Origin of the sequence: Desulfosediminicola flagellatus (assembly GCF_005116655.2) — a bacterium.
Classification (GTDB): Bacteria; Desulfobacterota; Desulfobulbia; order Desulfobulbales; family Desulfocapsaceae; genus Desulfopila; species Desulfopila flagellata.
On sequence record NZ_CP050698.1, the window covers coordinates 1,011,872 to 1,029,573 of the forward strand.

Consider the following 17,702-nt stretch of genomic DNA (forward strand, 5'->3'; position numbering starts at 1 on the left):
ATTCTTTCCTTTGCACTGTATAAACATAAGAAAAAGCCGTTGACAACTGCCAGCAAAGCAAGGTTATCTACAGGCTTATGCATCCATCATCAATTACGGCAACTACAGTTGCGGAGTCGATGATTATTTCGTTTTGAGGTTCGTGTTGCCGCTCTGTAATTATCTGACCGTATTTCCGGTCTGAGGATTACTTTGACTGCCCGCGACATTCTTCATTAAACTGACCAGATATTATATGGTATTTACGGGGTGCATGCAAGAAAGGAATTGGTCTAAAATCTGCGATTTAGCCAGTCTGGTCGCTCCCATCTATGCTTTTTCGCTGTAATTTCGCACGATAGGTATGGTGGTGGTACCAAGAAGGAAACGCGGTTTCCGGAGAGCTTTATGATTACTGTTTCAAATATGCTGTTAAATAGGCTATTGCACCATTTTGCACAAACTGAACAATTCGCCTTTTTCGATACTTCAAAACCAGGAGAGGATAACCCTAAAAGTTACCTTTTCGAGAGGCCTGTAACACGGCTACAATGTGGTGTTGATGAGGATGCTACCGCATTCTTAATGCAGGTGGAGAAGTGGTTAGGGGATGGGTTCTATGTTGCAGGCTGGTTCGGTTATGAGTTCGGCGCATTACTTTTGGGCCATCTTTCTGGTCTAACCAGTAAACCAGGAGAGGGGCAAAGAATAGTAGCAGACCTTGGTGTATATGGTGAACCTGCTATATTCGACCATCAAAATGGAAACTGCACTTTCCAAATAGGAAACCAACACTATCAGGGTGAATATTCTGTAAGCGGGTTACATCCTAATATTACTGAGAAAGAGTATCTGGAAGCTATTGATGCGGTGCAGGAATATATCAGCGCAGGCGATACGTATCAGGTTAACTACACCCTAAAGCTGCTGTTTGACTTTGCCGGGTCTCCTGAGGGAATGTATAAAGAATTACGGAGAAATCAGTCAGTAGCATATGGGTCGTATATCCGCTGGGGTGATGAACGGGTGATGTCATTTTCTCCAGAGTTGTTTTTTAGAAAACGACACACTGGTCTGACAGTACGACCGATGAAAGGAACACTTAAGCGCGGTCGTAATTCTGAAGAAGATGCACAAGCCTGCGCATTTCTGCACAACGACCAGAAGAACAGAAGTGAAAATGTCATGATTGTAGATCTTTTGAGGAATGATCTTGGACGGGTTCTTCATGAGGCAGGGGGGGGCGAAGTTAAGGTGGCATCGCTTTTTGATGTTGAAACCTATGAAAGCCTTCTGCAGATGACTTCAACTATAGATGGTGATGTCAGTATCGATAAGATGACCTCTGTTTCGCTTCCGGCACTTTTTCAGGCACTTTTTCCATGTGGTTCTATTACAGGAGCACCCAAGATCCGGACAATGGAAATTATCGACGAGCTTGAGAAAGAAGCTCGTGGTGTATATACAGGCGCAATTGGTTTTCTCACTCCTGATGGCGAAGGCGTTTTTAATGTACCAATTAGAACTGTAGTTCTTAATGGGAAGCGTGGTGAGATGGGTATAGGTTCAGGTATAACCCACGACTCAGATCCTGGTGATGAATGGCGCGAGTGTTTGCTCAAGGGCAGGTTTCTCACCGATCCCACTCCGGAATTTGAGCTTATAGAGACGCTGTTGTGGCAAGAAGGAATCGGTTACTTGTTATTCGAAGAACATGTAGACCGTCTGTGTTCTTCAGCTGAATACTTTTATTTCTCCTTTGACCGTGAAAAGGTAAAACAGTCGCTTATTAAACTGGCTGAAGAACAGAGCGGGAACCAGAGGGTTCGTCTTACGCTTGCAAAAGACGGTCATATCGAGTTGACATCAGTTGCATGCGAGTTACCACAACATATCCAGCTGCCAGCTAGCCCGGAGCCTGCTCATTCGGGTCTTCCGTACGTTGTTTTCTCTGAAATGACAATAGATTCAGCTTCACCCTGGTTCATGCACAAAACAACACGTCGGGAAGTGTATAACAGTGAGTTTGGGGCAGCCAGCAACGCTGGTGCCTTAGATTGTCTGTTTCTTAATGAAAAGTCCCAGGTAACAGAAGGCGCGATAACAAACCTGTTTATTTACAAAAGCGGCAAATATTATACTCCGCCGATTGAATGCGGTTTACTCGCAGGAACCATGCGCAGATACCTCCTGCAGGAGCAGAACGTGGATATCTCGGAAATTCCTTTGACTATAGCGGACGTTCGTAATGCAGATGCTGTGTTTGTCTGTAATTCAGTTCGCGGAGTTATTCAGGTGCGGGTTCTAAGGACTTAGGTAAAAGGACTAAGGACTAAGGACTAAGTGTTTCAGAAGTAAATTGCATTAACAATGCAATTTACTCAGTCCTAAACCCTTTAACCTCAGTCCTGGCTATGTAACACATACACCAACAGCACTGGAGCGAAAAAGGACAAGCAAGATACTGACAGATCAGCGTTGACGGGACACTCGTCTTCTAATGTACTAGTTCCTGATCTTGTTCCGGCGATATCTGCACCGGAGAAATTATCAGATTATGCTGTTCGCCGAGAATGCGAACCAGTGTCATAAATGTTGATGGGAGCGGTATTTCGCGATCTACTACCAGTATTCCAAGTTCATTGGCTTTTGCCAGAACATGGGAACTGTCTCCCCCCTCCTGATGATCGCAGAGAGACTGGATGCGCAGAGCATCAGTCAGCGGCGGAAGAATATCCGGGCAGTTATCCGGCAGGCTTAGCAGCTCCTGTTCAATTACCCCACGATTTTCTGAATAAAAATTCACAAATCGTTCTTCCTGATTCGGTGTACCGAATACGTCGTTAATGATTGCTCCTGCGAGCATGGAGAGGTAAGAAGATTCTTTGTCAGGATGATTGTCTGTAACTACTGTGCGTACTTCCTTGAAAAAGATCATCTGCACTACACTAACTCCTTCACGGAGAGAGCTAATTAGTTCGGACTGTTTCTTGTCGGGAGATTCGTTACTCATAGTTATGTTATAAAACGACCTTGATGGCCGGATGTTTTTTCAGGAGATCGTAGATTTGCAGTCGTTGTGTTTCATCCTCGACTTCGAGGGATGCATTAAGACTGTGGTATTTGCCTTTTGAGCTCGTATGGGAGTGGCTGATTATTACATCAGAAGGAGCGCAGGCGGTTAAGATTATTTCTTTGAGAGCTTCTGGATCCTGTCCAATAACCTTATAGACCCAGTTGCATGGGTAGTCTATTTCTGGTTTCTCAGGCTGTTCGCTGGAATTGCAGTTTAATATCTTCATGTCTTCTATAGCTGTTTTTTTTTGTTGCACCGTTGCCATTATCGGCAGCCGGATACGAAGTATTACAAGTTTCGCCCGGAAGAGTCAAGTAAAAGAGCTGCTTCTATACTTCGAGGATAAAGCAGTTGTAAAGCGTCGTATTTCCGTTTAGACTCCCGTCGTTCTTACTGAGGTTAACCTATTATATTAAGCATGGAAGTGTGCAGCACTAGTATCATGACAAGAGATATTGAATCGATAGAGCCGGAAGATGAAGGTAAGCAGAAAGAGACAGGGGATTTTTTTAACCTTGGCATTTCAGCTCAGGGTATCATAGAAACAATCGAAGTTCCATGTTTCCTCACTGATACCGATGGCATCTTTCAGGCGGGTAATCGTGCCTACTATAATCTGACCGCAAGTGATCGTAACCACTATTCAGGACGCGACCCGTATGAAATTCTTGCACCAGATCAAGCAAAGCGACTGCGAAGTATAGACATCAGCCTTCTCGAACATGGTGAGTCCATTTCCCATGAAGTTGAGATTGTCGGCCATTCCGGAAATTCCAAATCAGTAGTATTGAAAAAATCCGTCCTCATTGACGATGACGGGGAAAGCTACGGTATTCTTGTGGCGATAATGGAAATTTCTGAGCTGGCTGCGGTGAAAACAGCTCTCCACGCAAGTGAGTCTGAAAAGCAGGCGATACTCGATGGGTTTACAGGCATTCTCTGCCTTTTTGATGTAGATGAAAGGCTGATTTGGGCCAATGATAAAATTCTGGAACTCCATGATGATCCGGTAGGTAAGACCTGTCATCAGATATTTTGCCGAAAGGAAAAATCTTGCAACTCCTGTGCCGTCCCTTTGAGTCTTGAGAGCGGCACTGTTAAAACGACTATCAAGCAGTTTGAGATGATCACTTTTAGCGGTGAGGAACGGGTATATGAACTGACCGGCACACCGGTTAAAAATATTAAAGGTGATATCATCTCTGTCGTTGTGATTGGTCGTGATGTGACTGAACATAACAGGCTTGAACATCAGCTGCGTCACACGCAGAAGATGGAGGCCATTGGTACGCTGGCAGGCGGGATTGCGCACGACTTCAACAATATTCTCACCCCGATTATGGGGTATTCTGAAATCATCAAACTCAAACTCAGCCAGAGTGAAGGGCATGATGAAGTAATTCTGGAATACCTTGATGGTATCCTGAAGGCTGCTAAAAGAGCCAAAAGCCTTGTTGAGCAGATTCTGACCTTTTCCAGATCAAGTGAACAGAAAGAAAGTCCGCAATATATTCATCCTATTGTTAAAGAAGTGATGAAGCTCATGCGGGTAACCTTGCCGAGTACAATTACTATCAGCGAACAGGTTAATCAGAATTGCGGGAGGGTTTCGGTTGATCCGACAAAGGTACACCAGATTCTGATAAATCTTTGCACTAATAGCTCCCACGCGATGGAAGGTAAGCATGGTGACCTTACTGTGTCGCTGGCCAGTACGGGTAAAGATAGCGATGGTATCGAATGGTTGAAGTTAAGTGTAGCTGATACTGGATGCGGAATAGAGCCGGAAGTTCAGCAACGGATATTTGAACCGTATTTTACCACTAAGGAAAAAACGCGTGGTACGGGGATGGGCTTGGCAATGGTGCACGGCATTGTCAGTCGCATGGGCGGCAGGATTGACTTGCAGAGTGAAGTGGGTGAAGGTGCAACATTCAATGTGTTTTTGCCGGTATCCAATGCACCGTCCCGTCTTGACCAGATTATTGATACTTCAGACCTTTGTCGTGGGTCCGGGCGAATATTGATTGTAGATGATGAAGCGCAGGTGGTGAAGGTGACCTGTGAGTTACTGTCCAGCCTCGGCTATGATGTGACCGGAAGAACTTCACCGCGTGACGCGCTGGCACTGGTAGCTGCTGAACCGGACAATTATGATCTTGTTCTTACGGATCAGACAATGCCCGGGCTTACAGGTATTGAACTGGCGCGCGAATTAAAAAAGATACGATGTAATCTGCCTGTAGTTATGTTTACCGGGTATTCGGATAATTTTACTCCACAAGATGCTAAAGAGGCAGGTATAGATGAGTATTGTATGAAGCCTGTGTCGCTCAGAAAATTATCTTCACTCATCTACGACACACTGATAACCGGTAGTTGAGCCACGTTATTGCGGCTCAACTACACTTCTTGTGTTTCTATTACGCTCTGGATGTTTTTTTACCGTTTAACAGGCTGATCTGGTCGTTCATAGTCCAGAGGTCATAAATAACACCGAGACCGAACACACCAAGGGTCACCAGGTAAAGAATGCCGCTGAGCCACTTGCCCATGTACATGCGGTGAATCCCGAAGACACCGAGAAAAGCAAGCAGCAGCCAGGCGATGTTGTAATCGATATCGCCGTCAATAAAGCGAATATCTGCGTCTCTGTCCATGCCTGGTATCAGGAAGAGATCAACAATCCAGCCGATGAAAAAGAGGCCGAGAGTGAAGAAGTAGATCGTCCCTGAGATTGGCTTTCCATAGTAGAATCTGTGCATTCCAAGAAAACCGAAAATCCAGAGAAGATAGCCGAAAAGTGTTGAGTGTGTTTGGTTTTGGCTCATATCTCATGTGTTGTAAGAGGTTGTTTAAGTAGCTGAACACGTCGCCACCTGTCATATATCATTTCTTCGGTGAGTGTTCCGCGCTCTATTCCGCCTATGACTGCTGTAATTACCCGGGGTACAATATTCGGGTCGTAATCAAGATTGTTGCCAAAAATAAGCAGATCTACACCGGCAGCTAATGCCAGGCACACTGCCTCGTCAAGGCCGTACTTGCTGGTTATTGCCCGCATCTGCATATCATCAGAAATTACAGCACCCGAAAAGCCTATATCATTTCTTAGTAAATCTGAAATTACCTTTTTAGACAAGGTTGCAGGGTACACTGAATCTAAGGCAGTGTTATATAAATGTCCAGTCATTACGGCATCAACGGTGCCTTTTTCTGTAAGTTTTTGGTAAGGAAAAAGTTCGATTTCCTGCCAGCTGTCGCTTATGTCGACAAAACCGAGATGAGAGTCTTCGGTGGCGCTGCCATGACCCGGGAAATGTTTTAAGCAACTGCGGATACCATGGTTATGATGAGCATTGATCCATGCCTCTGCATGTCGTGTAACTTCTTCTGCTGATGTTGAAAAGCTTCGTTGATATTTGGCAATTATAGGATTGTCCGGGTTGCAGTTAATATCGGCAACCGGTGCGAGGTTGAGTGTGAAACCGAGATCTGCAAGCAGGCTGGCGGTTTGGTTGGCAGCATCAACGGTCGCTGAGAGTTGCAGGTCATTACCGAGTTCTTCTGCGGTGAGTGTTTCTGCAAACCCGCGCGACTTTTTGAATCTGCTTACCTTGCCACCTTCCTGATCTACCGTAACAATCAGAGACCCGCCCGCTTCTTCTTGAAGGCTATCTATAAGCTGTCGCGTCTGGCTGGCGGAGATGATGTTGTTGTCCGGTGATTTTTTAGCCAGAAAGCGATCGAACAGAATGACGCCTCCCAGATTGTGCTTTCGAATATCACGCACTATCGGGCTTGAAGAGGTGATCGAGGGTCCTTCCATGCCTATGATGAGTAGCTGGCCGATTATCTGTTCGAGATTCATTATGTATACGTTTTGGTGGTACTAATATTTATAGAGAACAACACCAGCGTCTGGGAAATGCGTAATGTACATACCCTGAGAGAATTACTATAGAACACACTGTCGGAAAAGCTTTTTCCCAAAGGAAGTTTCTCTGAAAATGCTCAAGGAACTATATGGCACCCGTTTCAGATAAAGCATTACTTGAGGCATGCTGGGCCCTCTTTGGCTCTGACTTACGTGTCTCACCTGAGTTTCTCTCCTATCTCCAACTCTCCAGTGTCAAGCGTGCCTTCCGACTGTGGGCCAAGGAGACATATTCTGATTATTCCTGAAATAGTGTATCTCATGAACCTATCGATATCTCATTTTTTACAGCTGTTCGGGGAAGCGTAAATACTCTTGGGGTCTGTACTCTATAGATATCATAAATGTGTTTCTATGCGTGAATGGTGGTTCCTGTGTAGCGTGTGGGTTTTTTACCTGATGACACGCTCTGGCGAAAGTTCTTAAGAAAGATAGCCTCGGATTCTGAAGGGATAGGTTCTTAACTGCGATTGATTGTAAAAAAAATAGTTAAGCTTCAGGCAGTCCCGGCCGATGAGTAACTATTAGTACAGAAATTGTTCACACGCTAAATAGGGATCGCTTCTATGAATCAATTATTAACAGTAACCTCATCAGAATCCGCTCAGCATAATCATGTTGAGATGGATAGGGTTATGTTTGAGCTCGATCACCTCAAACGACAATCCCGAAGATTGGACCTGATGAATCAGCTGCATGGAAGAATGGCGGGAATCTTAAGTATTACCGGTATGATTGAGGCATATTCAGTATGGATGATGCCTATGATCGAGCATGAGCTGATTGGTTACAACAACAATACAAAGCAAAAACAGCATCTGTTCTGCTCGGGTCATGGACCAGGCAGAAGGAAAGCTATAGCATTTGCTGAAGCAATTATTGATAACAACGAAATGTGTAATGGCTCAATGGTCTGTAGTGAAGATGGACACCATGCACATAAATGGATTTTTGAAACAGTTGATGATGCAGGTATTCTGCTCATTTTAAAACAAGGCAGGGAACTTAATGATGACGAACTCGAAATCATAAATGCTTCCCTTGAAGTTTTAGCCGACTGTCTCCAGCGCGGCCTGCAGTATGAAGATCTGTTCGAACGTGCGAGTAACGATGCGTTAACCGGCCTGCATAACCGACGAGTATTTGAAGAGCGTATTTTCGGAATCATTGATAGTTCTGTGCGTTATAATAAACCGGTTACTATGGTTGCTATGGATCTCGACAGGTTCAAGCAGATTAACGATAAACTCGGCCATCTTGCAGGTGATGAAGCGCTCAAGTCTGTAGCCAAAGTATTTAAAAAAGCTGTCCGCTCCTCAGACCTTCTGGTTCGAATGGGTGGTGATGAGTTCTTAGCTATCCTTGATAACACTGATAAAGAGAAAGCGAGACATCTTGCAGAAAGACTGTGTGCCGGAGTCGAAGCTCTTGATATCCGTGCCTGTAAAGACGTCAAACTTGGAGTGAGCATCGGCATTGCAGAGCTTCAGGAAGGTGAAAAGCTCTGTGACTGGATGGATCGTGCCGATGATATCCTTTACCACGCTAAGGCTCAGGGCCGTTCAAGAGTGGCAGTCAAATAACTGGTAGCAGCAAAAAGGTACAAAAAAGGCCGATTCCATAAGGAATCGGCCTTTTTGCATTTCTTGCCTGAGCAATTCTAACGTATCAATAATCTCGGTAGCTTTCTGTTGAAAACTAGTTGCGTACAACGTCGATTTTGATAGGAATAACATGGAGTGAGCTTCCACGTTGCTCTGTATAGCCGAGAGACCATTCAGGGCAGTTGTATTCATCCCCGAGCAGCTCGTCAATTTCTTTGACCAGGCCGTTTATATTGATAATCGGGTGGCGTGAGAAGACAGTCGGCAGTCCCTGAGTCAGGTTACAGGCGAGGCAGTGTCCTGGGCGCTCGGTCAGCAGCAGTTCCATGACGAGTTTACCCTGTTCCATTCCTCTGAAGCCAAGCGCGATATCGAAGGCTCCTTCACTTGCGTCTCCAAAGAGTGCATCAAAAAATTCGTCAGCACGATCTTTGGGAAAGAGTTTCAGCAGGGTGTCAGTCGTGAAAATTGATGCGAAATTGTCTGTTGTCATAATATTGTCCGATAGTTTCATGTAGAGGAGGGGAAACAGATATTTCTTTGATCCTGAAAACATCTGGCACGCTAATATAACTCTACCGCTCATTTTGTCAACCAGCGTTGCCAGTGCAATATCACTGTGTTAAAGTGCCGCCATGGAAAATGAATTTTTACCAGGGCACGGCCATACTCCTGGCGTCAGTGCTAAACTGGACGAACTTAACGAATCACAATACGCTGCTGTAACCACAACTGACGGGCCTGTACTGGTCATTGCCGGTGCGGGCAGCGGTAAAACCCGAACACTTGTCTATCGTGTGGCCCATCTTATGGAAAAAGGTGTGGCACCCGAGTCGATCCTTCTGCTCACATTTACCAGAAAGGCAAGTCAGGAGATGTTATGGCGAGCCGGTCATCTGCTTAATGAATCGTGTAGCAGAGTAGTTGGCGGAACCTTTCATGGTCTCGCTAACCTTCTTTTAAGACGATACGGATCGAAAATCGGTTTTGGCTCAAGCTTTACCATTATAGACAGGGCAGATGCTGAAGGAATTGTCAATCTGCTCAAATCTTCACTTGGCCTGACCGGTAAATCCAAACAGTTTCCGTCAAAAAGGGCAATCATTAACATGATTAGCGGCTCGGTTAATAAGTCGCTTAATCTTGAAGATCTTGTTTATGAGCAGTATGCCCATTTGAGTGACCATATAGAAGATATAGTTAAGCTCCGTGAGCATTATCAGAACTTTAAATATGATCATGGTTTAATGGACTATGATGATCTTCTGGTAAACTGGAAGCGGCTGCTCGAGGAGTCTACCGAGGTGCGTGAAACGATATCGAACCGCTTTTCGCACATTATGGTAGATGAGTATCAGGATACGAATCTTATCCAGGCCGATATTGTTCGCCTGGCCGCCTACACCCATAATAATGTTATGGTGGTTGGCGATGACTCACAGTCTATCTATTCTTTTCGTGGCGCTGATTTCTATAATATCATGCGCTTCCCGAAGGTGTTTCCTGAGTGTCGCATTGTAAAACTTGAAGAAAACTATCGTTCAAGCCAGCCGATTTTATCGCTTACCAACGACATTATACGAAACGCCACCGAGAAATATACCAAAACGCTCTTCACCAGAATTGAGGGTAATGAAAAGCCTAAGATTTATGGTGCTCGTGATGAGCGGGGCGAGGCTTCGTTTGTTGTACGAAAAATTAATGAGTTGCTACGCGAAGGTACGCCGATTGAAGAAATTGCCGTACTCTTCCGTTCGGGCTTCCATTCATACAGGCTTGAAATGGAGCTCAACACCGCAGGCATCGACTTTGATAAGCGCGGTGGCTTAAAACTCACAGAATCGGCACATATGAAAGATGTGCTCGCATTCTTACGACTACTCGTCAATCAGCAGGATAATCTGAGCTGGAACCGTATTCTTCTGCAATTAGACAAAGTAGGACCGAAAACAGCCCAGAAGATTACGAACGCAATCGCTGTTGCTGATGATTCGTTTGAGGCGCTGAGTCGATATCCCGGCGGTAAAACCTGGAAGCATGGATTAGATAACCTCAACCAGCTCTTTAGAGATCTGCGAGCAGCAGACCAGCGGCCATCAGCGTTGTATGAGATAGTCATGCAGTATTATCAGCCGATATTTGAACAGCTGTACGCTGATGACTATCCCAAAAGGCAGAAAGACCTCGATCAGCTTAAATCGATCATGGTCGATAAAGATGACCTGCAGTCGTTTATTGATGATACAGCCCTTGATCCGCCTGATACCCCGTCAACCGCAGATAGCGGTGGTGAGAAGATGATTCTCTCAACAATTCATTCCTCCAAAGGGCTTGAATTTGATGCGGTCTTTATGATTGGCCTCTCAGAAGGACGTTTTCCACACGGATCTGCAGGGATGGGCGAACAGTGGGAGGAGGAGCGCAGACTATTATATGTTGCCGCAACCCGCGCCAGAAAACATCTGTACCTGACCTACCCGCGAGAATTAATGACACCGGATCGTCAGTTCAGAAGAGTAGGGATTTCACCATTTCTGGCAGAGATCAACCCAGGGCTTTATGAGCGTATCGAAAGCACACATGGGCATACATATAGCCAATCGCAACCGCGCTATGAAGCACCGTCTATCCCAAAGGCACCAAAGAAACGCGAGAAAAAGCTGACATTGAATGATCTTCCGGTAGGAACGAAGGTGCAGCATCCGTTTTTCGGTATGGGCACGGTGAAAAGAACCTCTGCTCCAAGCTCGTTGGATGTGCTTTTTGACAGGCATGGGGTTAAGACGTTACACCTTGATTATGCCAAACTGAAACTAATGTAAACATCCTCCAGCACGCCATCTGCGCACGATCTGGCTGGCGCGCATAGGAGAAACTATAGCGCGCCAGCCAGCTTGTGCACATCTGACGCACTGGAAAATGTTTACTAATCCTTGGTCGTGGGGAATACTTCGCTCTTTATTTTTTGTCTGTAACTGTAGCCTGCAGCAATCTGCTTGCACGCCTATGGTGCACTGGCAAACATTTACTGGTCTAGCCTGTTGGGATTTATTGTCTTTTTAGCTATTTGTTTGTAACTATAGCCTGCCAAGCTGCTTGTACACATATGGGGCACTGGCAGCTATTTACTGGTTCAGCGCGTTGGGAATATTTTGCTTTTTAACTATTTATTTAAACGAATAATCGTCAGATCACTTTACTAAGAATTCACTCAATATATATGACTCTCAGCTATCAGGAAGCAATAACATATCTCGACAATCTTCAGCTGCATAAGATCAAACTCGGGCTTGGGGCAATGCGCTCTTTTCTGGCCGATATCGGTCAGCCGGAGCAGCGTTTAAAGATTGTTCATGTGGCAGGCACCAACGGCAAAGGTTCGGTGAGTGCTTCGCTTTTGCATGTGCTGCAAAAAGCTGGTTACACGGTTGGGTTGTACACTTCGCCGCATCTTAGTTGTGTGCGTGAGCGTTTTCGTATCAACGACACGTTTATCAGCGAAGAAGATTTTGCACGTCTCTCACAGCACATAATCGATGTGCTTGGTGAGAATACGATAACCTATTTCGAGTTTACAACAGCTCTTGCTTTTCTCTGGTTTGAGGAGTCCGGTCTTGATCTGGTTATACTCGAAACAGGTCTGGGTGGAAGGCTGGATGCAACGAATGTAACTGAGCCGCTCGTCTCGGTAATTACCAGTATCAGCATGGACCACGAAGCATATCTGGGAAATACACTCAGAGAAGTTGCTGGAGAGAAAGCTGGGATAATAAAACCCGGAATTCCTGTGGTAGCTGCAAACGGCCACGAGGATGTTGTTGCTGTATTGAAAGAGACTGTAAAAGAACAAAACGCACCACTGTATTTGCTGGGAGAAGATTTCAGCTATTCCGGCGAAAGTAATGACGACTGGAGTTGGAATGGTGGAACGGTATCTCCGGATACACTGATCTCAGGCCTGAAGTGTTCGATGCGTGGTGCGTATCAGCGAGAGAATGCATCACTGGTTATTGCTGTTTTGCAGCTTTTGAACAACAAGGGATTTACTATAACTGAAGACAATCTGCGTTCAGGATTAGCGTCAGTAATCTGGCCGGGCCGTCTTGAATATATAGTGCTTGAAAAAGCGTCACGAAAACAGATTGCAGCAAAGGATAGAGGCGAAAGTGTATGTGTTCGCTATTTACTCGATGGTGCCCATAATCCTGCTGGCTTAAAGAATCTCTCGATGACGCTGGCGGATGAATATTCGTATAAAAAACTGATCGTAGTCTGGGGGGCGATGATAGATAAAGATATCGCAGCTGGGTTATCCAGCATGTTACCTCTGGCTGATACGCTCATCCTCACAACGCCGATTGGTGAACGCTCCGCAGAGCCGGAACAACTGGCAGCATTTCTCCCTGAAGAATTACAAACAGAAGTGGTACTGGTAAGGGATGTGGCAGAGGCTCTTCGGCAAGCCGAACAAAAAGCCACCGAAGATGATATAATAGTCGTAGCGGGGTCATTATATCTCGTTGGCGCAGTACGCAAAATCTTGGTTGGTGAGTTGGTAGAGCAGGAGTAGAAGCAGAATGGAGTATTTTAGTATCGACGGAATGGATGAAGATCAGATGCGAACAGAACGTGCAAACGCACGTGATCTTCGCAAAAGCCGCTGGTGGCAACAGAAAACAGCACCGGGCCTCTGTTACTATTGCGGTAAGAAATTCAAATTCAAACAGTTAACAATGGATCATCTGGTGCCCCTTGCCAGAGGTGGACGATCCACAAAAGACAACCTCGTCCCATCATGCAAGAAGTGTAATACCAAAAAGCAGTCAATGATGCCGCTTGAATGGGAAGAGCATATAGAAAAGATTAAAAAGAATCAGGTATAAGACGAGAGGGCTGTTTATTCCGAGACCCGAACGAAAATGATACTGTCATTATTTGATTTTTCTTGCGGTACAACGCTTTTGTGGTAAATTAGTCACCTCTCAAAACACCACCTATCATACCCCACGGGCGGGTAGCTCAGCTGGATAGAGTGTCGGCCTCCGAAGCCGAAGGTCGCGGGTTCGAATCCCGCCTCGCCCACCATATATGACAGCCACTTAGCTAATTTAGCTGAGTGGCTGCTTTTGTTTGTGTAAGGAGATTCGAGTAATATATAATAGCAATACTCGAAGCAACCTCGTCTTTTACCTCTTTCAAATTCAATGGCCAGCTCGCCGGTATGCAATCGCCTGTGGCAATTCGGACATACACAGATAATGTTGTTGGGTGCGTCTAAGCCATCCTCCTGCAGCAGTCCAATCGGCTTTTCGAATCTTTTCACCGCATAGCTGCAATCTGCACATCAAACAAATTAATTCAAAATTCCAAACATTGTTTCTGCGTGAAGCTACCCATTGCTATGGGATAATTGATTTTTATCATATTCCAGCCAGTTCAACCTTGCACCACTAGATCCACATGGATAATATGCAGTAATAACGTTTTCTTATTGTAATGCTTTGTCGGATACGAATTGTCAGCCATGAAATTTGTTAGCTATCGGTATGCGCCGAGCATGGCTAGAACTCTGGTGAAAGCTTCTATTTTAAATAGTGGAAACGAGCTTGCGACAAATTGGACATACAAGATGTTAATCTCTATGATGTCCACGCCACAGTTCTGCAATCACCTTAGGGGCATTTTCATCTGAACAGTTGAAGCAGGACGCAATTTACCAGACCAATAAAGCTTTCAGAAGAGAATTTAGAGTTAGTGCTAACGATGTTCGTTCAATCAATCAAAAGGCTTCTCAAGAGGTCATGCCGACAAAAACACACAAGGTGTGTTATTTATTCTTGACATGAGCGCCATGGAACACATAGACTGTCCTTTGTCCGCGGACAAAGGACATCTTAAGGAGGGTGGAAATGGAAAGTCAAGATATTTTTATTTTACTGAAAATCGCTAGTCTAGAAGAGCAAGAGGATGAAAATAAAAAGGATTTCTCAAAAACATTATTAAGACACAAGACACATGTAGAAGAAGAAAGCGACATAGAAATATTTGCAAGAATAGGCAATGATGAAATAAGCAAAGATGCCGGTTCTTCTTCGACAAATCATGAATGGGATGAGCTAGATTTTCAGCCAAATGGATTAATCAAGAAAGAGGACAGTTGGCAGGGTTGGCTCCCAGACGATGCTGACTATGCCAATCAAGAAATATTTAGTGAATTCACTAAATCAACTAAATTCGCCAGCAAATACTCTGTCCGTGGCCTTTCTGCTGCTCTTGGAATTAGCAAAACCGCAGTAAACAACTCTTTAAAACGTAGCCTAAGTGTTGGTTTGGTATATTTAGACCGTAAAACTAAATATCCTAAAGTTAATAGAGCAATTATTTATAATTTTATTATTCATGCAATCAAATACGTATTCCCTGCTGAACTCTCTAGCATGACGAGAGGTATTCCAACATCATTTTCCTCCCCAGCACTGAACCAAATTGTTGTAACTGCAGGGGAGTTTATATATGTTTGGCCTGATCCAAGGGGGAAGAAGATGGGACAATCCGTCACCCCACTTTTTCCAACAGTACCTTTTGCTGTCAGAAAAGATAAAAGTCTTTATGAGTACTTATCACTTGTCGATGCAATACGTATAGGAAATGCACGAGAAGTAAAATTAGCAAAAGAGCAACTTCATTTGAAATTATTATTATCATGACAGCCATATCCGAAAAATTATCGTCCATGATCGAGAAAGTCGCTAAGGCACTTGGCCCGGATTTGTTAAACGAAGTTGCCTTTGTCGGTGGCTGCACCACAGGTTTTTTAATTACAGATGAATTAGTTAAGGAAGAGGTGAGGTATACTCATGATGTTGATCTTATCGTTGACGTCATGGGTTATGCTGCTTGGAATGAATTGTGTGATAAATTGAGGAGCTATGGGTTTAGGGAGTCGATGGAAAACGGACCCATTTGTAGAATGATACTTGGTGAACTCCAGGTTGATTTTATGCCAGTTGATCCCAACTTGCTTGGTTTTAGTAATAAATGGTATAGCAAAGCCCTTGCAACATCAGAACAATACAAACTTAAAGGTGACATTTATATTAACCTTTTAACACCGCCTTTATTTGTGGCTACAAAGCTAGAAGCATATCTTGGAAGGGGTAACAATGACCCTATTGAAAGCCAAGATATAGAGGATATAATAAATCTTTTTGATGGAAGGGATGAACTAGTTTCTGAAATCATGAAGTCTGATGATGAAATTAAGGCTTACATATCAGTAAAGCTAGGCATGTTACTTAAAGATCCATTATTTCAAGTTCTTATTGATTCACAAACAAGAAATTCACCTGGCAGGTCTGAGGTTCTCTACGAACGCTTAGAAGCAGTCTGCGAGCAATAGGAAGACAAATGATGCACAATTGCTTTTGGTATTCATGTTCCGGCTCTCGCACTGTCGACAATAGGGATTATTGCGGGCTAGCCTCGGGGAATGGTCTTAGCATCTATATTCTTGCTGACGGTTTCACTAACTGCCGAAATGGTGGTCCATTAGCAAAGGATTTAATTGCAGCAATAATCTACAAGTGTCAAAGAGAATCAACAGATATATCAATTGAGTTAGTAAAGAAATGGTTGAGAGAAATACACCGTGAAATACGTATAAAATATATTTCTGACTCAACTGCCTTCATCATAGCTATATTTGACTCAGAAGGTAATTTAACAACACTTCATGCAGGAGATTGTTTGATAGGTAGAGTAGTTGAAGAAAGTAATATTGAGTGGCTAGCTGTCCCGCACACACTTGCCAATGCTACATCCGATGTTACACTTGAAAAAATGGTTAATAATCCCAATCGAAACGTATTAACAAGATGTTTTAAAGGTAGACGTTTTAGGAATCCAGAAGAACAGTCTATTCTAATTCATTCCGACGATCGCATCATATTAGCGACTGATGGCTTTTGGGCCGATCTCTCGTCAAACAAGCAAATCGACCTTTTAAAAGGTAAGTATTCACCTCACAATCAATCCGATGACGTCAGTTTTCTACTGTTAGAAAAATGCCTTGAGAAGAATAGAGAAATTAAGAGCTGCTCAGGCAATTTAATTGAAGGCACAGGTGAACAGCGCAGCCAACTCACGTAATGAAAAGGTGTATAACATCGGTTGATTCACTGGATAAGAAAAGAGAAAGGAGTCACCCATTAAAAGGCCCCTGGTCAAGGAATAATATTCTCGATTAAGGAAAAAAACACTTTTCTTTTGTAAGGTAAATAGTTGCCATACAACTCCTGCCTTGCAGAATACCCGTTCTTTATTGCACCCGTTATTTCAACTTTTCGTGTCGGTAATATCTTTACCGCACCAGTCACCCATCAGGATCAAGGCGAAGGGAGAAATTAGGATTGTAGAACGAAGAGATCCTCAAAAAAATCTCGTAGTAGAACAATTTTAATCTCGGATCCATGCCCCTGTCCGCACCCGCGAACCCAGAAAATTATTGGTGCCATACTGTTTCCAAGTGTTTGTGGGTATGAAAAGGGGTCAAGTCCGCTTTTGACTTTTCCTTTCTGTAGAGCATACCAAAGATACCCCCTGACTATACGTAACTATTGATATAGATCATAATTGGCCTAGAAGAGTCAAAGGTAGACTTGATAATCATATAAAAGGCACCTCCGGGAGACCACCGTTGATCCCCCAAAATAAAAATGGGTTCAGTTTTTTGTTTGACTTATGCTTAAGATAATTCCTGAGAAATTTTCAGCACCCTGTAACTAGTTATGATGCCGTGGTAAAAAGATCATTGTACCGCTTACCCTGATAGAGAAAAATAGGGGGGAGTCTTTGCATGACTCTTTTGGAGTTGGCGTAAAGCGGTAGTCAATATTTCAGCTTCGACGGTACGTATACCTGTCCACTCAATTCCGTTCTGGAATTGATCGAGCTCTTCCGACCAATATTCTTTGTACTCTGATGAGGATTGTAAGATGATTATTGCTACCGCATCTGTTTCAGTGTTTCCGGTCTCAAAGTATTCAATGAGCAACTGAAGCACCTTGTCACTGTCATTGTTTTTCATTTTAGGACTCCTTCATTGGTT

General features: G+C 44.1%; 15 protein-coding genes, 1 tRNA gene and 1 pseudogene. 10 read left to right on the forward strand and 7 right to left on the reverse strand.

The genetic code is table 11. From position 1 onward, the window contains the following. The first annotated feature begins 387 nt into the window (after positions 1-387). Positions 388-2,295 carry an aminodeoxychorismate synthase component I gene (gene pabB / locus FCL46_RS04250; RefSeq protein WP_136805130.1) on the forward strand — a complete coding sequence of 636 codons (1,908 nt, stop codon included), beginning with the start codon at positions 388-390 and terminating at the stop codon, positions 2,293-2,295. 181 nt (positions 2,296-2,476) lie between these two features. On the opposite strand, the gene FCL46_RS04255 is transcribed toward pabB, so the two are convergent. Together FCL46_RS04255 and FCL46_RS04260 are read right to left on the reverse strand one after the other, a co-directional pair. Next, the gene (locus FCL46_RS04255) at positions 2,477-2,923 is read right to left on the reverse strand and encodes a hypothetical protein (protein ID WP_136805132.1); all 447 of its coding nucleotides are present in this window, start codon (positions 2,921-2,923) and stop codon (positions 2,477-2,479) included. A gap of 76 nt (positions 2,924-2,999) precedes the next feature. Further along, complete coding sequence (locus FCL46_RS04260; RefSeq protein ID WP_136805134.1) at positions 3,000-3,320, reverse strand: HP0495 family protein; 321 nt, start codon at positions 3,318-3,320, stop codon at positions 3,000-3,002. Between the two features lie 177 nt (positions 3,321-3,497). On the opposite strand from FCL46_RS04260, the gene FCL46_RS04265 reads away from it, so the two are divergent. Then, positions 3,498-5,438: a PAS domain-containing sensor histidine kinase gene (locus tag FCL46_RS04265; protein ID WP_167505718.1), complete on the forward strand. Its 1,941-nt coding sequence runs from the start codon at positions 3,498-3,500 to the stop codon at positions 5,436-5,438. Positions 5,439-5,478: 40 nt separating this feature from the next. Here FCL46_RS04265 and FCL46_RS04270 read toward each other — a convergent pair whose 3' ends face one another. Further along, positions 5,479-5,886 carry an NINE protein gene (locus FCL46_RS04270; RefSeq protein ID WP_136805138.1) on the reverse strand — a complete coding sequence of 136 codons (408 nt, stop codon included), beginning with the start codon at positions 5,884-5,886 and terminating at the stop codon, positions 5,479-5,481. Further along, positions 5,883-6,926, reverse strand: a complete 1,044-nt coding sequence (locus FCL46_RS04275; RefSeq protein ID WP_136805140.1) for a glycoside hydrolase family 3 N-terminal domain-containing protein — start codon at positions 6,924-6,926, stop codon at positions 5,883-5,885. Before FCL46_RS04275 ends, FCL46_RS04270 begins: the two co-directional genes overlap by 4 nt. 632 nt (positions 6,927-7,558) lie before the next feature. Between FCL46_RS04275 and FCL46_RS04280 the strand changes: the two genes are divergently transcribed. After that, a complete protein-coding gene (locus FCL46_RS04280) occupies positions 7,559-8,575 on the forward strand; it encodes a GGDEF domain-containing protein (protein ID WP_136805142.1) in 1,017 nt (338 codons plus the stop codon). Between the two features lie 115 nt (positions 8,576-8,690). Here the strand turns inward: FCL46_RS04280 and FCL46_RS04285 are convergent, their stop codons facing one another. Next, complete coding sequence (locus FCL46_RS04285; protein WP_136805144.1) at positions 8,691-9,089, reverse strand: pancreas/duodenum homeobox protein 1; 399 nt, start codon at positions 9,087-9,089, stop codon at positions 8,691-8,693. Positions 9,090-9,231: 142 nt separating this feature from the next. Between FCL46_RS04285 and FCL46_RS04290 the strand changes: the two genes are divergently transcribed. The 4 genes from FCL46_RS04290 to FCL46_RS04305 all read left to right on the forward strand — a co-directional run bounded on the left by FCL46_RS04290 (position 9,232) and on the right by FCL46_RS04305 (position 13,681). Beyond that, a complete protein-coding gene (locus FCL46_RS04290) occupies positions 9,232-11,418 on the forward strand; it encodes an ATP-dependent helicase (protein WP_136805146.1) in 2,187 nt (728 codons plus the stop codon). A gap of 398 nt (positions 11,419-11,816) precedes the next feature. Continuing rightward, on the forward strand, positions 11,817-13,166 hold the full coding sequence (locus tag FCL46_RS04295) for a bifunctional folylpolyglutamate synthase/dihydrofolate synthase (protein WP_136805148.1): 1,350 nt from the start codon (positions 11,817-11,819) through the stop codon (positions 13,164-13,166). A 7-nt stretch (positions 13,167-13,173) separates the two neighbouring features. Beyond that, positions 13,174-13,479, forward strand: coding sequence for an HNH endonuclease (locus FCL46_RS04300; RefSeq protein WP_136805149.1), 306 nt, complete (start codon positions 13,174-13,176; stop codon positions 13,477-13,479). Between the two features lie 125 nt (positions 13,480-13,604). After that, positions 13,605-13,681, forward strand: a tRNA-Arg gene (locus FCL46_RS04305). Positions 13,682-13,853: 172 nt separating this feature from the next. Here FCL46_RS04305 and FCL46_RS28700 read toward each other — a convergent pair. Beyond that, positions 13,854-13,919 (reverse strand): annotated as a pseudogene (locus tag FCL46_RS28700) (hypothetical protein); the annotation flags it as partial. Between the two features lie 586 nt (positions 13,920-14,505). Between FCL46_RS28700 and FCL46_RS04315 the strand changes: the two are divergent. Genes FCL46_RS04315 through FCL46_RS04325 form a run of 3 tightly spaced genes read left to right on the forward strand, consistent with a single transcriptional unit; the run spans position 14,506 to position 16,744 of the window. Then, positions 14,506-15,303: a hypothetical protein gene (locus FCL46_RS04315; RefSeq protein WP_136805150.1), complete on the forward strand. Its 798-nt coding sequence runs from the start codon at positions 14,506-14,508 to the stop codon at positions 15,301-15,303. Beyond that, complete coding sequence (locus FCL46_RS04320; RefSeq protein WP_136805151.1) at positions 15,300-15,995, forward strand: hypothetical protein; 696 nt, start codon at positions 15,300-15,302, stop codon at positions 15,993-15,995. Before FCL46_RS04315 ends, FCL46_RS04320 begins: the two co-directional genes overlap by 4 nt. Before the next feature lie 8 nt (positions 15,996-16,003). Then, a complete protein-coding gene (locus FCL46_RS04325) occupies positions 16,004-16,744 on the forward strand; it encodes a PP2C family protein-serine/threonine phosphatase (RefSeq protein ID WP_136805152.1) in 741 nt (246 codons plus the stop codon). Positions 16,745-17,414: 670 nt separating this feature from the next. Here FCL46_RS04325 and FCL46_RS04330 read toward each other — a convergent pair. Beyond that, positions 17,415-17,681, reverse strand: a complete 267-nt coding sequence (locus FCL46_RS04330) for a hypothetical protein (protein WP_136805153.1) — start codon at positions 17,679-17,681, stop codon at positions 17,415-17,417. Between the last annotated feature and the right edge of the window lie 21 nt (positions 17,682-17,702).